Source organism: Candidatus Marifrigoribacter sp. Uisw_064, assembly GCF_047730175.1.
Lineage (GTDB): Bacteria > Bacteroidota > Bacteroidia > Flavobacteriales > Flavobacteriaceae > Marifrigoribacter.
The window spans coordinates 1,130,334-1,148,785 of record NZ_CP159833.1; the positions used below are offsets into that span (position 1 = coordinate 1,130,334).

The window sequence follows — 18,452 nt, forward strand, 5'->3', positions numbered from 1 at the left end:
TTTAAAGTATGCAAAAAGAAGTATTACTTGATGTTAAAAACCTTTGTGTTGCTTTTGGTTCATCCAAAAAAAACACAGAGGTCATTCATGATATTTCGTTCTCAATTAACACAAATGAAGTAGTTGGAATTGTAGGGGAGTCTGGTTCTGGAAAATCAGTTACATCTATGGCAATTATGGGTTTATTGCCAAAAAAATCAAGTCATATTAAAGGAGAAATCATTTTTAATGATATTGATATATTAAAAGAGGATCCTAAAAAACTTAGAAAGCTTCGAGGGAAAGACATCGCGATGATTTTTCAAGAACCTATGAGTGCTTTAAATCCATCAATTAAATGTGGGTATCAGGTGACTGAAATAATACAACACCATCTAAAATTATCCTCTTCCGAAGCAAAAAAGGAAACACTTTCTCTTTTTGAAAAAGTAAAATTACCAAGACCAAAAGATATATTTAATAGTTATCCTCATCAAATAAGTGGTGGGCAAATGCAACGGATCATGATTGCAATGGCTATTGCTTGTAAGCCCAAATTGTTAATTGCTGATGAGCCAACAACCGCTTTAGATGTTACAGTACAAAAAGAGATTATACTGCTTTTAAAAGAACTTCAGAAAGAAACCAAAATGAGTTTGTTGTTTATTTCACATGACCTTAGCTTAGTTTCAGAAATTGTAAACAAAGTAATTGTAATGTATAAAGGCGAGGTGGTAGAAGAAGGTTCCGCTTTTCAAATTTTTAATCCGAAATCTACAGGACCCAAAGAGGAATATACGAAAGCATTATTAGCCTCAAGACCTACACTAGAGATTCGGTTATCAAAACTTCCCACTATTGAGTCATTAGCAGATAAAAGTTTTGTAGCTAAAGAAATTACTCCTTTGCAACGTGCAAAAAAGCACAAAATCATTTATACAAAACCTCCTTTACTTGAAGTGCTTAATGTGAAGAAAAACTTCTTTACAAACACAGGAATGTTTAATAAAAAAAGGATAATAAAAGCGGTTGATGAAGTAAGTTTTAAAGTATTTGAAGGCGAAACTTTAGGGTTAGTAGGAGAATCGGGATGTGGAAAATCTACCCTTGGGAAAGCTATCTTACAATTGGATAAAGCAAGTTCGGGAAGTATAAAATATAAAGGAAAAGAAATTACTCAGCTTTCTACAAAAGAATTTAGAAGCTTTAGAAAAGAGATACAGCTTATTTTTCAAGATCCTTATTCCTCATTAAACCCAAGATTACTCATTGGCGAAGCTTTAATAGAGCCATTAAAAGTGTACAAAATTGGTAAAAACACCAAAGAACGTAAGCAAAAAGTAATGACATTACTTGATAGAGTTGGGCTTGATGAGTCTTTTTACTATAGATATCCACATGAATTATCGGGAGGACAAAGGCAAAGAGTTGGCATTGCTCGAACTGTCATCATGGAACCCAAATTAGTGGTTTGTGACGAATCTGTTTCAGCGTTAGACATATCGGTTCAGGCGCAAGTTTTAAACCTTTTAAACGAGTTAAAAGATGATTTTGGATTTACCTATATATTTATTTCACATGATTTGGCTGTGGTAAAATTTATGGCAGACCAATTATTAGTAATGAAAGATGGAAAAATTGAAGAGTTAGGTGATGCAGATGAAATTTATGCAAACCCGATCAAAGAGTATACTAAAAAATTAATTGAAGCCATTCCAAAAGGGATTTAAAAAAAATGCCCGTTCTAACCTCACAAAGAACGGGCTTTAGCTAAATCTGAATATCGTTGCAGATTTGGGCATAATTAACTCTGAATATTAATAAAAACTAAATTTTCTTTTTCAATTTATAATTATGAGCTCTTTTTAAAATAAAGAACTCCTTTATCACTGTAACGATGTATATCGTAAACATTTTCTTTTCCTTCACTATTGATATAGTGTAAAGTTTTACCGGTAATATTTCGGTTTTCTTTTTTTACTTCTAAAACATCTACTGAAGAATCTGAATAGCTATCAAGTTTCATAATCACGTTTTTAGTTAATAATAAAATAAATATTCTTAACTAAGCTAAAAACATAAATAGAAAAACTTTTTTTGTTACGTATAAAATATTATTAATCAAATAAACAGTATTTTTTAAATAGGCAACAATGTTTTTCATAAATAGGTAAGTTCACTTAATTTGGGATAGCTAATATGAAAAGTATTTTTCGAAAACAAGATGAAATACCTTTTTTTTAGATGAAATGCATCTTTTTTTAACATAATTCAATTTAATTGAGGGTATTTCCTACAAATAATTATGTCTTTAGATTTATTTTTTAATCCATTTTGAAACAAAAGCAGTTTCATTTCCGATAATTTTTACAAAATAAATGCCTTCAGAAAATGCAGAAACATCCATATCAATTTTATTTTTAAAAGTAGAGGTATGAATTATTTTTCCTAAAATATTAACGAGTTCGATTTTATATTTTTCAGAAGAAACATTCTTAGATTCAATAGTAATTTTGTTTTCAGAAGGGTTAGGAAACAAAGAAAAATTTAAATTATTTTCAAAATCGTTTACTCCTAAATTCTCACAATCACGATCCGCATCAAATACTGTTTGTAATTCAGTAATTGGTTCTATTCCATCATTACTTCCTGTTCTTACAGATAATAAAAATGAAGGGTTTCCAAAAGTATCTAAAGGTTGAGCAACTTTAACAAACGCAAATAAGGAAGAGGTTCCATTACTTGTACATCTCATATCTGCACCAACCATATTAGCCCCTTGCAAGGCAGCCATAAGTTTACAGGCTAAATCTCCTTCAGCAGCAAGAAATTCTGCTTCCATTCCGTCTAAGACTTCTTGACCTAACAAAATATTTCCTTGTATCGAATAATTTGGTCCGGTGATGTGGTTTTTATAATCATCGGTAGAGGTTCCTGTATGTGCAGCAGTCTCTATTTCTTCGCCTACTTTTGCAACGATTCCATATTGTCTTAACTGTGGTTGATTAGAAACATCGTTATCTACTAACCATTGAATAATCTCTGAAGGAGTTAAGCCTTCATTCATTCTTGCTCTAGCGTTTGCTTGATTTGCTGGCACATAATAAGCTTGTGAATTGATAGCTCCAATTCCTGGAAATAATTCGCCTAAAAAATCATCCGTAGGAAAATTTATAGCTCCTAAGTCTACGCATGAAGCTCCAGCACTACCAACTTCTCCTGTAACAGGATCCATTGCTACTATTGAAAAAGTGTCTTGACTTTGTACATTAAATGTTACTGAAACGAAAAGAATGATAAAAAGTAGGTAATTTTTCATAGTATTTATTTAAGATTAAGATATATCCATTTCTGGTATTTCTCCATCAATAATTAGATTTCCTTGAGTTGCATTTTTTATTTCCTCAACAGAAACCCCAGGAGCTCTCTCTAAAAGTTTAAAGGACCCATTTTCAATCTCCATTACAGCAAGATTACTAACCACTTTTTTCACACAGTTTACCCCAGTTAATGGCAAAGAACAATCTTTAAGTAATTTTGATTCTCCTGCGCGATTGGTATGCATCATTGCGACTATAATATTATCTGCAGAGGCTACTAAATCCATTGCTCCTCCCATACCTTTTACCATTTTTCCTGGTATTTTCCAATTGGCGATATCTCCGTTTTGAGAAACCTCCATCGCGCCTAAAATAGTTAGATCTACATGTTGCCCTCGGATCATTGAAAAACTAAGAGCTGAATCAAAAAAAGAAGCTCCAGGTAGCGCTGTAATAGTTTGCTTACCTGCATTTATTAGGTCTGGATCTTCTTCTCCTTCAAAAGGGAAAGGTCCCATTCCTAAAATTCCATTTTCACTTTGAAATTCTACATCGATATCATTTTGAACAAAATTTGCTACTAAGGTTGGTATACCAATACCAAGGTTTACATAGTAACCGTTCTTAACTTCCTTTGCGATACGCTTTGCGATTTGTTCTTTCGTTAATGCCATTAGCTTCTCTGTCTTACCGTTAATTGTTCAATGCGTTTTTCATATTTTGACCCTTGAAATATTCTTTGAACAAAAATTCCAGGAATATGAATCTGATTTGGATCTAATGTTCCAACGGGAACTAACTCTTCAACCTCAACAACTGTAATCTTAGCAGCTCCACACATATTTGGGTTAAAATTACGCGCAGTACCTTTAAAAATTAAATTTCCAGCCGCATCACCTTTCCATGCTTTTATAAATCCGAAATCAGCATTAAAAGCATGTTCTAAAATATGCATTTTACCGTTATATTCACGCGCTTCTTTTCCTTCAGCAACTTCAGTTCCGTAACCGGCAGGTGTATAAAAAGCAGGGATTCCACTTTGTGCTGCTTGACAACGTTGTGCTAAAGTTCCTTGTGGAATTAATTCAACATCTAATTCGCCACTCAACATTTGACGCTCAAATTCGGCGTTTTCACCTACATAAGATGAAATCATTTTTTTAATTTGTTTTTTCTGAAGTAATAATCCTAAGCCAAAATCATCGACTCCTGCATTATTCGAAATACAGGTTACATTTTTTACATTTCTACGCACTAATTCAGCAATAGAGTTTTCTGGAATACCACTTAGCCCAAATCCACCTAACATAAAGGTCATACCATCTTGTATCCCTTCACAGGCTACCTGAACATTGGTAACTGTTTTATTAATCATGAGAAATTTTAATTTTCCTTAAAATTACAAAAACTGAAACATTAATCCTTAAAAGAAATTAAGATTTTATAAATCGAATTCATCTGTAGCCCCTTCATCGATTTTATTTTCATTTTTCCATTTCACACAATCTGTTTCTATGGATAATTTTTCTGGTTTTTTAAAGTCTCCTTTAGAGATACCAAGGTCTTCGTTTTTATAACAGTCACGCATATAAATAGCCCAAATTGGGAGTGCCATAGTAGCGCCTTGACCATATCCTGTTGATGAGAAATGGGTGGCTCGGTCTTCTCCTCCTACCCATACTCCCGTAACTAAATTAGGGACCATTCCCATAAACCAACCATCGCTATTATTTTGAGTAGTACCTGTTTTACCTGCAATTGGATTTGTAAATTCATAAGGGTATCCTGTAACTGCTGCTTTATAAACAGGGGCATTAACTGCCCAAGAAGTTCTCAATCTAGATCCTGAACCCGATTGTGTTACCCCTTCCATTAAGCTTATAGTTACATAGGCTGCTTCTTTACTAATGACATCTTTAGCTTCAGGTATATTTTGATATAAAATAGTGCCGTTTTTATCTTCAATTCTAGTAACGAGCGTCGGTTTTATATAGACTCCTTCATTGGCAAAAGCGCTATAGGCTCCAACCATTTCAAATAAAGAAACGTCTGGTGTACCTAATGCAATAGAAGGGACCTCAGGAATATTTTCAGTATCAACCCCCATTTTCTTAATTAATTCGATCACAGGTTTTGGTCCTACTCTATCAATTAATCTTGCCGTAACAGTATTTATAGATTGCGCTAATGCTGATTTTAAAGAAATCATCCCTCCATATTTACCTCCAGAATTTTTAGGCGTCCAAGGCTCTAATAAACCATATTTTCCAGCTTCAATAGTATATTGAGTATTTGGTAATGTATCGCAAGGAGACATGTGCATTTGGTCAATAACCGTTGCATATACAAAAGGTTTAAAAGTAGAACCTATTTGGCGTTTCCCTTTTTTAACCATGTCATATTTAAAATGCTTGTAATCTATACCTCCCACCCAAGCTTTTACTTCTCCTGTTTGAGGGGTCATAGACATAAGTGATGCTTGTAGAAAAGATTTGTGGTAACGAATAGAATCTAATGGTGTCATTAAAGTATCTATTTGTCCTCCCCAAGAAAATATTCTCATTTGAGTTTTCTTATTAAAACTCGCTACAATCTCTTTATCACTTTTCCCTTGCTTTTCTAATTCGCGCCAACGATCACTTCTTCGCATAGCAGAATTTAATATAGATTCTATTTCGGGTTTTGTTATGTCTCTAAAAGGAGCCGTTTTATTTTTAGTGTTTTGTTTATCAAACTCTTTTTGAAGTTTTGATATATGTTGATCTACTGCGTTTTCTGCATTTTTTTGCATTTCATAATTAATCGTGGTGTAGATTTTTAATCCATCACTATAAATATTATAGCTTGATCCATCTGTTTTTGGATTTTCTTCAATCCAATTGTGCATAAAAGCACGTGTATATTCTCTAAAATAGGTTGCAACTCCTTCTGTATGTCCTTGTGGAGTAAAAACAATTTCTAATTCTGTTGTCTGAATAGAATCTTTTATTTCTTCAGAAATAAAATCATACTTTGCCATCTGGCTCAGCACCACATTCCTTCTATTTCTTACTCCAACAGGATTACGGACGGGATTGTAAAGCGAGGAGTTTTTAAACATTCCTACTAAAATTGCAGATTCTGTAATTGTTAAATCTGTGGGTGCTTTATCAAAATAAATATGAGCAGCAGATTCTATCCCAATGGCTTGGTTTAAAAATCCATACTCATTAAAATACATGGTTATAATTTCATCTTTGGTGTAGCGTTCTTCTAATCTTGTTGCGATAATCCATTCTTTCATCTTTTGGATGATTCTTTCAAAAGTATTTTTTGAAGCACCACCATCAGTAAAAAAAAGTTTTGCTAATTGTTGTGTTATTGTACTTGCCCCTCCTCTTGTTCCTAAAAAAACAAAAGCCCTTACTGTTCCTCTTGCATCTATCCCTGAATGATCGTAAAAACGTACATCTTCAGTAGCGATTAAAGCATTTACTAGATGTTCTGGTAAGTCTTCATATTGAACAGGGGTTCTATTTTCCTTGTAAAATTTTCCCAAGGTTTTTCCGTCAGAAGCGATGATTTCGGTCGCTAGGTTTTTTTCAGGATTTTCTAGACTTGTTTCATCTGGGAGACTGCCAAAAAGGCCCCAAGAAGCCGTTAAAAATAATAGGAACACTATTCCTATTCCAATAAAGAAAATTTTCCAAAAGGTTTTTTTGTGACGCTTTTCATTGTCTTGTACTTCCCCCTTTTTTTTTCTTTGTTGCTTTGCCATATAAGTTACTGTTGAGAGGGTCTTTCGATACTATACCCTACATCTGTTATTCCTTCAAGGTTAAAAACGCCTTCTACATCTCCATTATTGCGTACTGCTTGTTCAATTCTAAGGGTATAAGTTCCTTCTTCAGTAAAAGAAACATTTTCTTTATACCACAATTTATTTTCTTTAACACTACCTATACCTGTTCCCAGCCATGTTCCATCTGCTTGTGCCATTTTGTATTCTAGGGTATCTACAATTGATTTTCCATGAGGAAATTCAATACTAGCAATTATAAATAAATTACTGTATTTATAATCATTAGTATTTCTAATATTTATAAAAACATTGTAAAGCTGTAATGAATCTAATTGAGGAATTTCAAACTTTATTATATCGTTTTTATTCCAGGTATTCTCTAACGATTTCGAGTCACTAACTAAGGTATTAGTAGTACACGAAATCAATAACATCAAGGATAAAAAATAAATAACCCTATTTAGCATCTTTTTTCTGATTTCTATTTCGGTTACGATTTCTATTGTTTCGGTTTTTGTTGTTATTCTTTTTAGGTTTTGGCTTATCGAATCGAGTTAAACTATCTTGCCCTACAACATCACTAAATATTTTACTTTCAGGAACGATTACATCTTCTACATATTCTTCAATACTAGCAGCTTTTTCGCCCTTTTTATTCATCGCTATTATTTGATTTGCACTTTCTGCTGAAAGCATAAACCAATTCATTGCTTTTCCTTCATAAGCATACCAAAGAACTCCCTTAAAAATATCAATTTTTATACAAAAAGCAGTTCCCTTTTCGGTAAGTAGTTTTTTATCATTCTTCGGAAATTCTTTTAAAGCATCTAAATAAGAATCTAATTCGTAATTAAGACAGCATTTAAGTTTTCCACATTGACCGGCAAGTTTTAACGGGTTTAATGAAAGCTGTTGATAGCGTGCTGCTGAAGTTTTTACCGATCTAAAATCGGTTAACCAAGTTGAGCAACATAATTCTCTCCCACAAGAGCCTATCCCTCCAAGTCTAGCAGCTTCTTGACGAAACCCTACTTGTTTCATTTCTACTCTTGTGCTAAATGCTTTTGCTAAGTCTTTTATTAATTGTCTAAAATCTACACGTTCTTCTGCAGTATAATAAAAAATTACTTTTGAGCCATCTCCTTGATATTCAATATCAGAAATTTTCATTTTTAGTCCTAAATGAATCGCTATTTCACGGGATCTTTTCTGAATTTCACTTTCTTTTTTTCTAGAATTTTGCCAAATATCTATATCTTTTTGAGAGGCTTTTCTATATATTTTTGGAAGAGATTCTACGTCTGTAGTTTCTTTCTTTTTCTTCATTTGTACTTTAACAAGTTCGCCCGTTAAAGTTACAATACCGATATCATGTCCAGAAGTTGCTTCAGTGGCAACTACATCTCCTATAGAAAGTGTAATGTTTTCTGGAGTTTTATAAAAATGTTTTCTTCCGTTTTTAAAGCGTGCTTCAACACCATTAAAAGGGAGACTTTTTCCAGGAAGTGACATATTAGATAACCAATCGAAAACCGTTAGTTTGTTACATCCATCAGATCCGCAAGTTCCATTATTCTTGCATCCTTTTGGTTGTCCGTCAGTACCTGAACTACAACTTGTACAGCTCATAATTATTTATATATAAAGCCCTTTTTTAATGAAAAAAAGAGACGAAGATTAATTATTATTTTGTGAAAGTAAATGTACCAATTAATTCTAGAACATTTTAGTTTTAACATTTTCCTTTAACGCAATATGAATATCGTTTAAAAAAAATACATTCATACAACTTTCAAAAGCAAAAATACTTCTTTCAAAGTTGTTGACAAAAAATATCATTATAGGGTTTTTCCCGTTGCAGTCCTTCCAAAGAAATAGTAACTTAGCGAGTTAATATAGTCAAGAAATTAGATAAAATGAGCAAAGAAAACGAAGCAAAACTAAAAGCGCTTAAATTAACTTTAGATAAATTAGATAAAACTTACGGTAAAGGAACTGTGATGAAAATGGGAGATATTCCTATTCAAGAAGTAGATGTAATACCTACTGGATCTTTAGGTTTAGATATTGCCTTAGGAGTTGGAGGATATCCAAGAGGAAGAGTAATAGAAATATATGGCCCAGAATCTTCGGGTAAGACAACCTTAACTTTACATGCAATTGCAGAGTGTCAGAAAAAAGGAGGTATTGCTGCTTTTATTGATGCCGAACATGCTTTTGACAGGTATTATGCAAAAAACTTAGGTGTTGATATTGAAAATCTTATTATTTCACAACCTGATAATGGAGAACAAGCATTAGAAATTACTGATAATTTAATACGAAGTGGAGCCATCGATTTAATTGTAATTGATTCAGTAGCTGCCTTAACTCCTAAAAGTGAGATTGAAGGAGAAATGGGGGATTCAAAAATGGGACTTCATGCAAGGTTAATGTCACAGGCTCTAAGAAAACTAACTGGTTCTATAAGTAAAACAAATTGTTCTGTGTTTTTTATTAACCAATTAAGAGAGAAAATTGGTGTTATGTTTGGTAACCCGGAAACTACAACTGGTGGTAATGCTTTAAAGTTTTATGCATCTGTACGCCTAGACATTAGACGATCTACACAAATTAAAAACGCTAATAGTGAGGTTCTTGGAAATAAAACACGTGTAAAAGTTGTAAAAAATAAAGTAGCACCACCATTTAAACTAGCAGAATTTGACATCATGTATGGACTAGGAATATCAAAGGTTGGTGAAATAATAGACCTTGGTGTTAACTTTGAAATCATTAAAAAAAGTGGTTCTTGGTTTAGCTATGATGAAACTAAATTAGGTCAAGGAAGAGAAGCTGTGAAAGAATTACTATTAGATAATCCAGAATTAATGGAGGAATTAGAAATAAAAATTAAAGATGCTATAGCAGCTATTAGTAATTAAGTTTTTTTATTCTCCACGCAACCAATAAACTAGTAAAGCATCTATACAATTGTAGAACCTTTAATATTATAGTTGGTTGCTTAATGAGTAGGCAATAAACAAATACATAAAGGACTGCGTTTGACTTTAGAGGAGCTCATATTAAATTGTAAAAACAAAGATGCAAAAGCTCAAAAGGAATTGTATGATACATTTTCTAGAACTTTGTTTTCTATTTGTTTAAAGTATTCTCCAAATTATCATGAAGCAGAAGATAATTTACAAGATTCTTTTATTACAATTTATAAAAGCATTGAGCAATTTAAAGGCAAAGGTTCTTTTGAAGGATGGATGAAACGAATTACTGTAAACACAGTGCTTCAAAAATACCGTAAGCAACGTGTATTTAATTTGTCTAATGAAGAGCAGCTTGAAGATGAAGTAGAATTAGAAATTGAAGATAGTAATGTGCCTTTGGATTATTTGTTAAAAATCATTCAAGAATTACCAGATCGCTATCGCCTTGTTTTTACTCTTTATGTGTTAGATGATTATTCACATAGAGAAATTTCTGAACTATTAGGAATCACAACAGGAACTTCAAAATCAAATCTATCAAGAGCAAGGGCGATATTAAAAACAAAGATTGAAAATTATTATAAAGTAGAAGATGCTGTAAAATGAAAGACAAAAAGCACATAGATTCGCTTTTTAAAGATCGCTTTAAAAGCTTTGAGGCTTCACCTTCACCAGAAGTGTGGGAGAAGATTCAAGCGCAGTTACAAAAAACAGATGGCGACAAAAAGGTGATCCCACTTTGGTTTAAACTTGCAGGTGTTGCTGCTTTATTAGCGCTGTTATTTACCGTTGGAACTACTTTCTTTAACCCTTCCAATGCACCAAGTCCAGAGTTTACAACAATTGAAGAGGTGATTAATGAAGAAGATGACAGTAAAAAGAACAATGTAATTGTTGATAAAAAAATTAATACTACTGAAATTGCTTCAGAAGACAAAAACACTGATTCTAACATTCAGACGAATGAAGATAATGACAACTTAATTAAAAAGTCCTCTATTGAACAATCAAACATCTCTGAAAGTAAAATTGCTTCTGAAAACAACAACATAAATAATTCGAATAAAAATTCAACTTCTTCAGAAAAGAAAAACAGTCTATTTATAAAAAATTCTGAAGCTGATAAACTTATTAAAAAAGCAACTACAGGAAAAACAGCAACTGCTGTTGAAACTAACATTACTAAAGATGATTTTAATACTAAAAATGATCTTGAATTAAACACCTCTGAAAAAGGAACAGAGTCTTTAATTAATAAGGGAACTAGTATTTCTGAAACTACATTAACGGAAGAAGCAGTAACAGAAAGTAACAATTCAGAAACAGAAGAAAAAAAGACAGCTCTTGAAGAAAGTGAAAAACCTTCTATTTTTGATGCAATTGATGAAAAAAATACAGTGGAAGAAGTAGTCGCATCAAATGACAATGATCCAGATAATCGTTGGGATATAACTCCAAATTTTGCTCCTGTTTTTTATAATTCTTTAGAAGAAGGTTCTTCTATTGATCCCTCTTTTGCCGACAATGCGCAGAGTGGTGATGTTAATTTTAGTTATGGAATTCAAGTTGCTTATAATGTAAGTGATAAGTTAAGTATTCGATCTGGTGTAAACAACGTGAATTTAAGTTATACTACTACTGGAATTGAACTTGGTACAGGACCTGTTTCTGCAGCTTTAAAAAGCATTGATTATGGTAATAAATCCGTTGTTTTAACTGCGGTCGACAAAGGATCTTTATCAAATAGTGGCGGCGATGGAACTTTTGGAAATATTACTCCAAAAGCAACCAACGGAGAAGCGGAACTAAATCAAAAAATAAATTATTTTGAAGTTCCATTAGAGTTAAAATACTCCCTTGTTAATAATAAATTCGGTGTTAATCTAATCGGTGGATTAAGCACCTTGTTTTTAGGTAATAATGAAATAACAGTAAATGCCGGGGATTTTGAAAGCGTCCTTGGAGAGGCAAATAACTTATCGTCAGTAAGTTTTACTACCAATATTGGTGTAGGCCTTAATTATAAGTTTTCAAAAAGATTTATGTTTAACATTGAGCCTATGTTTAAATATCAACTCAATCCGTATACAGATTCGTCTGTAAATTACAAACCCTATTATATTGGTATATATAGTGGATTGAGTTTTAAATTTTAGTTTAGGTTAAGTTGGTTGGGCTTGTAAAAGCTTTAACTGAAAAAACCGTTCTTCGCCATAGAACGGTTTTTTTTATTGATTTAATCTATAGTTGGATGCAGTAATTCATTAAGTATAATTTCTCTTGTCTGAATTCTTAACATTCTTTTATCTTCTAATTCTAAGATACCTGTTGGTATTAATTGATGTGTTTTAACTCTCATTTTGCCCGGACCTCCACTAAAAAAAGTATATGAAAAGCGCTTTTTGTTATCATGAAATGTCATTGGTGCAATAGGTATATTATGGTCAATTGCTAATCTAAAAGCTCCATCTTTAAATTCATCTAGAACAACACTCTCATCATCAGGCACTCCTCCTTCAGGAAATATGCATACACTATAGCCAAGGTCTATTTTTCTTTGAGCACTTTTAAAAACTTCTAACCTGCTTACTCTATTATCTCTATCTACTAAAATACACGAGCGTTTATAAATAAAGCCAAATAATGGAATCTTACTTAGTTCTTTTTTTCCAACAAATACAAAAGGGTTTTTTGTTACATACAACATTAACATGATATCGGTCATAGAGGTATGATTCGCTATAAACATATAACTTTGCCCCTTTTGATATTCTTCTTCTCTTTTAATTTTGGGAATAAATCCCATTCCGTATAAAATGAATATTGACCATCCTCTTGCTAACTTAAAAAAGAAAGGATACCATGCTTCTTTTAAAATACTTGCTAATAATAATGGCATTAAAGCGATTATATAAATAAACATAAGTAAGTAAAACCATAATCGGTAAAAAAGGATTGCTATGTTTTTTATTAATTTCATGTGTAAATACTATTATATATTAACGGTCACAAGCTCTTCGCTATTTGTCATTTCGTTGAGAGATAAGCTTTTTTTAGAATGCTCGTTTCATATAATTGTCAAAAATAACAAATTGAATATTACCAATACGCTAAAAAAATTACCTTTGCTGAACTTATAAGTTATTAAATTAAAATTCTTCCTTTAAAGGAATTTATTATGTCAAGAATATTAACAGGAATACAAAGTACCGGAACACCACACTTAGGAAATATTTTAGGGGCTATTTTACCAGCAATTGAAATGGCCAATGACCCTAAAAATGAGTCATTCCTATTTATAGCAGATATGCATTCTTTAACTCAGATCAAAAATCCTGAAGTTTTAAAGGACAACACTTATAGTACCGCAGCAACATGGCTTGCTTTTGGACTAAATATTAATAAAACTGTTTTTTATCGTCAGAGTGATATTGCTCAGGTAACAGAACTATCTTGGTATTTAAGTTGCTTTTTTCCTTATCAAAGATTAACCCTAGCACATTCATTTAAAGACAAAGCAGATCATTTAGAAGACGTTAATTCAGGGTTATTTAGCTATCCAATGTTAATGGCTGCAGATATTTTATTATATGATGCAGAAATTGTACCTGTTGGGAAAGATCAATTACAGCATTTAGAAATGACACGAGATGTGGCCTCTCGTTTTCATGCAAAAATGGGAGAAGTATTTGTAATGCCCGAAGCGAAAGTACAAGAGCATACAAAATTAATTCCAGGTACTGATGGCCAAAAAATGAGCAAGTCTAAGAATAATATTATCAATATTTTTCTTCCTGAAAAAAAACTCCGTAAACAAATTATGGGCATTCAGACTGACAGTACTCCCTTAGAAGAGCCTAAAGATCCCGATACTTGTAATTTATTTGCTCTATATAAATTGTTAGCTTCCGTTTCTGAAATTTACGAAATGAGAAAAAATTATGAAGCAGGTGGTTATGGTTATGGCCATGCAAAACAAGCTTTTTATGAGTTGGTTTTGTCTGTTTATTCTGAAGAACGCTCCCGTTATAATTACTACATGGAAAATTTAAATGAAATTGATAAAGCTTTAGATATTGGTGCTTCAAAAGCAAAAGATGTCGCTAATTCAGTATTAAAAAGAGTTCGCGAAAAAATTGGCTATTAAATCAATTTAAATACTTTTCCAGGTAGCGGCTGCACCAATCCTTTTAGCTCTAAGTCAAGTAATAAAGTTGCAACTTTATATGTTGGCCTTTGAGCTTTAATAGCGATAGCATCTAATAATTCGCTCTTATTCTCTTTTAAAATATTGTAGATTGTTTTTTCCTCGGTTGTTAGTTCTACAAATAAACTCGTTTGTTTTGGTTTTAAGTTTGCTTCTTTTATTTGCCAGCCTAAATGATAAATAATATCTGCTGCAGAATGCAACAAGTGTGCCTGTTGTGTTTTAATTAAATTATTACACCCTTGACTTTGCGAGTCAGTTGATCTTCCAGGGACTGCAAAAACTTCCCGATGATATGAATTTGCAATATCTGCTGTTACAAGACTTCCTCCTTTTTCTGCAGATTCTATAACAATCGTAGCTTCACTTAAACCAGCAATGATTCTATTCCGTCGTAAAAAATTAGTTCTATCGAATGCATCATTACTCCAAAACTCAGTGATAAACCCTCCGTTTTCTAACACTTGCTCATTGTATTTACCATGTGCTTTAGGATAAGTTTGATTCATTCCATGAGCCAAACAAGCAACCGTTTGTAGTTTTTGTTTTATAGAAGTTTTATGCGCCATAATATCCACTCCATATGCATACCCTGAGACAATAACCGGATGTAATGGTGTTAATTCTTCAATTAAATTTTCACAGAATAGTTTTCCATAAGTAGTAATTTTTCGGGTGCCAACAATGCTTAATATTTTTTTATTATGAAGGCGAATATTCCCCTTGCTAAAGATTAAAATAGGTCCGTCAATACAATTTTTTAAGTGCGTAGGATATTTTTCATCCATAAAATAACTAAAAGAAATATTGTTTTTTTCTATAAACTTAATTTCTTTTTCTGCCTCTATTAAATGTGTTTTTTTGTTAAGATTTTTTAATTTAAAATTTCCAACTCCATCAACTTTAAGTAAGTGACTTTTTTTCTCCGTAAATATAGCTTCGGCAGAACCTATCTTATGTAATAATTTTTTTGCGGAAATATCCCCTAAATTAACCACCCGCTGTAAAGCTAAAGTGTATAGCAATTCATTTTTTAAAAGCATTAAATGACAATAAAAGGGGGAGGTAAAAAGGAAATTTAAATATATTATTTATTTGTTAATAAAATCCCTTTTGGAAGCCTAAATAATATAGAAAAAATCCTACTTTTGTTTATATGCAATTAGCTTCCTACATAAACGATTTATTATTTCGCTATGAATGTGTGATTATCCCTGGATTTGGAGCATTTTTAACACAATATCATTCTGCAAGAATCGATAAAAGCACAAATACATTTACTCCTCCTGGAAAATTAGTGTCCTTTAACAGGCAATTACAAACAAATGATGGGCTATTAGCTAATTATATTGCTACCTTAGAGAGTTGTAGCTATGAAACTTCGCTTCAGAGAATTAGAAATTTTACTGGAAATCTATCATTACAGCTTTCAGAAGGAAAAACGGTAACTATAAAAAACATTGGAGATTTTGTTTTGAACAAAGAACATACTATCCAATTTACACCTTCAGAAGTTCAAAATTTTTACACGGCTTCATTTGGATTAACTTCATTTGTTTCTACAAGTATTTCAAGAGAAATTCACCAAAAAACAGTTGCTGCTTTAGAAGAAAAAGCACCTCTCTATATTAGCCCAGAAAAAAGAGTTGCTCGCCCTTATTTAAAACACGCAGCTATTGCATTAATTGCTGTTTCAGCAATAGGGTTTGGAGGTTTAAAATTATACGAAGGGTCTGTTCAAAAGCACAATTTTGCTGAAAAACAAAAAGCAAACTCATTAATAGAAAATCAAATTCAAGAAGCTACTTTTTTTATAGATAACCCATTGCCTTCCTTAAATCTTACGTTCACTAAAAAAACAGGTAACTATCATATTATTGCTGGAGCATTTAGAGTAAAAGAAAATGCTGAAAAAAAGATTTCTCAATTATCATTAAAAGGCTTTGAAGCTGCAATGATTGGCGTTAATAAATACGGCCTTCATCAAGTTGCATACAGTAGCCATGAAAATAGGCTAGAAGCTCTACAAACTCTTCGAAAAATTAAAACTACTAATAACAAAGATGCTTGGTTGTTAGTTTTAGACCTAAATAAATAGGCAACTTAATCTTAAAAAAGTAATTTAAATTCGGTAGAATACTATGTATCTTTGCTTAAAATTTTAAGTATGGAAGTTAGAACTGCAAAAGAATCTAGAACCATTATATCTGATCTTGTTTTACCAAGTGAAACGAATCCCATAGGGAATATGTTTGGTGGTGAATTATTAGCAAGAATGGATCGTGCTGCAAGTATTTCTGCTGGAAGGCACAGTAGAAGGATTGTAGTTACAGTTTCCGTTAATCATGTTGCTTTTAATAAAATGATTCCTTTAGGAAGTGTCGTTACTATTGAAGCTCAAGTATCTAGATCTTTTAATAGTTCAATGGAAATTTATATGGATGTTTGGATTGAAGACAGACAAAGTGGTATTCGCACTAAAGCGAATGAAGCTATTTACACTTTTGTGGCTGTTGATGATACAGGAAGGCCGGTTCCAGTTCCTGAACTCAAACCAGAATCTAAAAGCGAAAAAAATAGATACGATGCTGCATTGCGAAGAAGACAGTTAAGTCTTGTAATTGCAGGAAAAATGTCTCCTAACGAAGCTTCTGAACTTAAAGCTTTATTTACTTAGGAAAGTAACCATTGTTAAATTGATTAAAAGATCAATATCTTAATTTTGTCAAAAATTTAAAACATGTTCGGTAAAGGAACTAAACTCTATAGTGTATTAAGGTTGAAATGTCCAAGGTGTCATGAAGGGGCCTTTTTTGAAGGACATCCCTATAAGTATTCAACGATGGGTAAAGTAAAAGAATATTGTCCAAAGTGTAACTTAAAATATTCTATTGAGCCTAGTTTTTATTATGGTTCTTATTATGTGGTATATGGTTTAGGTTGTGCATTGTTTATTTCTATTTGGGTGTTAAAATTAATTTTCTTTCCAGATTTGGGGCCAGGCAAACTCTTACTCGCTATTTTGATTTCTATATTGACACTTTCTCCTTTATTATATGCTCTTTCAAAAATAATCTGGGGAAATTTGTTCATCAAATATGACAAGAATATCACAAAGAATAATGGTGTAACTTCACAAAATGATACAATTACTAAAAAATAGTTTTGAGTCACTTTTTGAAAATGATTATAAATTACATGCTTAAAGAGTTGTGATCTCCCGTCTTTTAAAAAATCTAGAAAGAGGGGAAATAAAATTATATAGAAAGAATATTAACTTTATTTCACTGTAATAATTAAATGGAAATTATAGAACTGTTTGGCTATGTCTGCGCATTATTTATTGGCGTTATATTAGGGCTTATTGGCGGTGGTGGTTCAATTTTAGCAGTGCCTGTGTTAGCTTATTTGTTTTCAATTGAAGAAAAATCTGCAACTGCTTATTCACTTTTTATCGTTGGATCTAGTGCGGCAGTTGGTGGTATTAAAAAGCACTTTAAAGGATTTGTTGATTGGAGAACTGTAATTGTTTTTGGAATACCTGCAATTATAGGGGTTTCTTTAATTAGAAAATTTGTAGTCCCATCTTTACCTGATATTATTTTTACTTTTAATGACTTTGATTTCACACGAAGGATGGCGATGTTTGGTCTTTTTGCCCTATTAATGATTCCTGCTGCACTATCAATGCTGAAAAAAAGGAAAATAAAAGAAGATAAAATAAATTCATCTGAAGTAAAATATAATTATCCGCTAATTGTTATTGAAGGAATTTTAGTGGGAGCAATTACAGGGTTTATTGGAGCTGGTGGTGGATTTTTAATTATTCCTGCATTGGTTATTTTAGCTAATGTAGAAATGAAAGTAGCGGTAGGTACCTCATTAATAATTATTGCGGCAAAATCATTGATCGGTTTCTTTTTAGGAGATGCGTTTACCATGCAAGTTGACTGGCAATTTCTATTCATTTTCACTTTTTTATCACTTATTGGAATATTTATTGGAAGTTATTTAAGTAACTTTATAGATGGTAAAAAACTAAAAATTGGATTTGGTTATTTTATTATACTAATGGCTATATTTATTTTTTACATGGAGTTTTTTATATAAAATTAGCCATCTGTAACTTATGTTATTTTTTACATTGTAAAAACTCATTAATTTTGAACCATAATAAAAATGAT

At 32.1% G+C, this 18,452-nt stretch carries 18 protein-coding genes; 9 read left to right on the forward strand and 9 right to left on the reverse strand.

Features of this window, described 5'->3' with window-relative positions; genetic code table 11:
- The first annotated feature begins 8 nt into the window (after positions 1 to 8).
- The gene (locus ABXT64_RS05015) at positions 9 to 1,709 is read left to right on the forward strand and encodes an ABC transporter ATP-binding protein (RefSeq protein ID WP_443634432.1); all 1,701 of its coding nucleotides are present in this window, start codon (positions 9 to 11) and stop codon (positions 1,707 to 1,709) included.
- A 122-nt stretch (positions 1,710 to 1,831) separates the two neighbouring features.
- On the opposite strand, the gene ABXT64_RS05020 is transcribed toward ABXT64_RS05015, so the two are convergent.
- The 7 genes from ABXT64_RS05020 to ABXT64_RS05050 form a co-directional block, all read right to left on the reverse strand.
- Positions 1,832 to 2,005, reverse strand: coding sequence for a hypothetical protein (locus tag ABXT64_RS05020; RefSeq protein WP_443634434.1), 174 nt, complete (start codon positions 2,003 to 2,005; stop codon positions 1,832 to 1,834).
- A 291-nt stretch (positions 2,006 to 2,296) separates the two neighbouring features.
- A complete protein-coding gene (locus ABXT64_RS05025; protein ID WP_443634436.1) occupies positions 2,297 to 3,298 on the reverse strand; it encodes a DUF1028 domain-containing protein in 1,002 nt (333 codons plus the stop codon).
- 15 nt (positions 3,299 to 3,313) lie between these two features.
- The gene (locus ABXT64_RS05030; RefSeq protein ID WP_443634437.1) at positions 3,314 to 3,973 is read right to left on the reverse strand and encodes a CoA transferase subunit B; all 660 of its coding nucleotides are present in this window, start codon (positions 3,971 to 3,973) and stop codon (positions 3,314 to 3,316) included.
- The gene (locus ABXT64_RS05035) at positions 3,973 to 4,674 is read right to left on the reverse strand and encodes a CoA transferase subunit A (protein WP_443634438.1); all 702 of its coding nucleotides are present in this window, start codon (positions 4,672 to 4,674) and stop codon (positions 3,973 to 3,975) included. The genes ABXT64_RS05030 and ABXT64_RS05035 overlap by 1 nt, the downstream gene beginning before the upstream one ends.
- Positions 4,675 to 4,740: 66 nt before the next feature.
- Positions 4,741 to 7,056 (reverse strand): penicillin-binding protein 1A, encoded by a 2,316-nt coding sequence (locus ABXT64_RS05040; protein ID WP_443634440.1) that lies wholly within the window; start codon positions 7,054 to 7,056, stop codon positions 4,741 to 4,743.
- Positions 7,057 to 7,061: 5 nt separating this feature from the next.
- Complete coding sequence (locus tag ABXT64_RS05045) at positions 7,062 to 7,547, reverse strand: gliding motility lipoprotein GldH (protein ID WP_443634442.1); 486 nt, start codon at positions 7,545 to 7,547, stop codon at positions 7,062 to 7,064.
- Positions 7,537 to 8,709, reverse strand: coding sequence for a PSP1 domain-containing protein (locus tag ABXT64_RS05050; RefSeq protein WP_443634443.1), 1,173 nt, complete (start codon positions 8,707 to 8,709; stop codon positions 7,537 to 7,539). The genes ABXT64_RS05045 and ABXT64_RS05050 overlap by 11 nt, the downstream gene beginning before the upstream one ends.
- A gap of 287 nt (positions 8,710 to 8,996) precedes the next feature.
- On the opposite strand from ABXT64_RS05050, the gene recA reads away from it, so the two are divergent.
- From recA to ABXT64_RS05065, 3 genes are all read left to right on the forward strand, one after another.
- Positions 8,997 to 10,004 carry a recombinase RecA gene (gene recA, locus ABXT64_RS05055; protein WP_443634444.1) on the forward strand — a complete coding sequence of 336 codons (1,008 nt, stop codon included), beginning with the start codon at positions 8,997 to 8,999 and terminating at the stop codon, positions 10,002 to 10,004.
- A gap of 120 nt (positions 10,005 to 10,124) precedes the next feature.
- On the forward strand, positions 10,125 to 10,667 hold the full coding sequence (locus ABXT64_RS05060) for an RNA polymerase sigma factor (RefSeq protein ID WP_443634445.1): 543 nt from the start codon (positions 10,125 to 10,127) through the stop codon (positions 10,665 to 10,667).
- Complete coding sequence (locus ABXT64_RS05065; protein WP_443634446.1) at positions 10,664 to 12,217, forward strand: outer membrane beta-barrel protein; 1,554 nt, start codon at positions 10,664 to 10,666, stop codon at positions 12,215 to 12,217. Before ABXT64_RS05060 ends, ABXT64_RS05065 begins: the two co-directional genes overlap by 4 nt.
- A gap of 80 nt (positions 12,218 to 12,297) precedes the next feature.
- Here ABXT64_RS05065 and ABXT64_RS05070 read toward each other — a convergent pair whose 3' ends face one another.
- Positions 12,298 to 13,041 carry a lysophospholipid acyltransferase family protein gene (locus tag ABXT64_RS05070; protein ID WP_443634448.1) on the reverse strand — a complete coding sequence of 248 codons (744 nt, stop codon included), beginning with the start codon at positions 13,039 to 13,041 and terminating at the stop codon, positions 12,298 to 12,300.
- A 198-nt stretch (positions 13,042 to 13,239) separates the two neighbouring features.
- Between ABXT64_RS05070 and trpS the strand changes: the two genes are divergently transcribed.
- Positions 13,240 to 14,208 carry a tryptophan--tRNA ligase gene (gene trpS / locus ABXT64_RS05075; protein ID WP_443634450.1) on the forward strand — a complete coding sequence of 323 codons (969 nt, stop codon included), beginning with the start codon at positions 13,240 to 13,242 and terminating at the stop codon, positions 14,206 to 14,208.
- Here trpS and dprA read toward each other — a convergent pair.
- Positions 14,205 to 15,311 carry a DNA-processing protein DprA gene (dprA, locus tag ABXT64_RS05080; RefSeq protein WP_443634452.1) on the reverse strand — a complete coding sequence of 369 codons (1,107 nt, stop codon included), beginning with the start codon at positions 15,309 to 15,311 and terminating at the stop codon, positions 14,205 to 14,207. The genes trpS and dprA overlap by 4 nt on opposite strands.
- A 113-nt stretch (positions 15,312 to 15,424) precedes the next feature.
- Between dprA and ABXT64_RS05085 the strand changes: the two genes are divergently transcribed.
- From ABXT64_RS05085 to ABXT64_RS05100, 4 genes are all read left to right on the forward strand, one after another.
- A complete protein-coding gene (locus ABXT64_RS05085) occupies positions 15,425 to 16,366 on the forward strand; it encodes an SPOR domain-containing protein (protein ID WP_443634454.1) in 942 nt (313 codons plus the stop codon).
- 69 nt (positions 16,367 to 16,435) lie between these two features.
- A complete protein-coding gene (locus ABXT64_RS05090; protein ID WP_443634455.1) occupies positions 16,436 to 16,945 on the forward strand; it encodes an acyl-CoA thioesterase in 510 nt (169 codons plus the stop codon).
- Between the two features lie 63 nt (positions 16,946 to 17,008).
- Positions 17,009 to 17,431, forward strand: a complete 423-nt coding sequence (locus ABXT64_RS05095) for a DUF983 domain-containing protein (RefSeq protein ID WP_443634457.1) — start codon at positions 17,009 to 17,011, stop codon at positions 17,429 to 17,431.
- Positions 17,432 to 17,568: 137 nt separating this feature from the next.
- Positions 17,569 to 18,378, forward strand: coding sequence for a sulfite exporter TauE/SafE family protein (locus ABXT64_RS05100; RefSeq protein WP_443634458.1), 810 nt, complete (start codon positions 17,569 to 17,571; stop codon positions 18,376 to 18,378).
- The last annotated feature ends 74 nt before the right edge of the window (positions 18,379 to 18,452 follow it).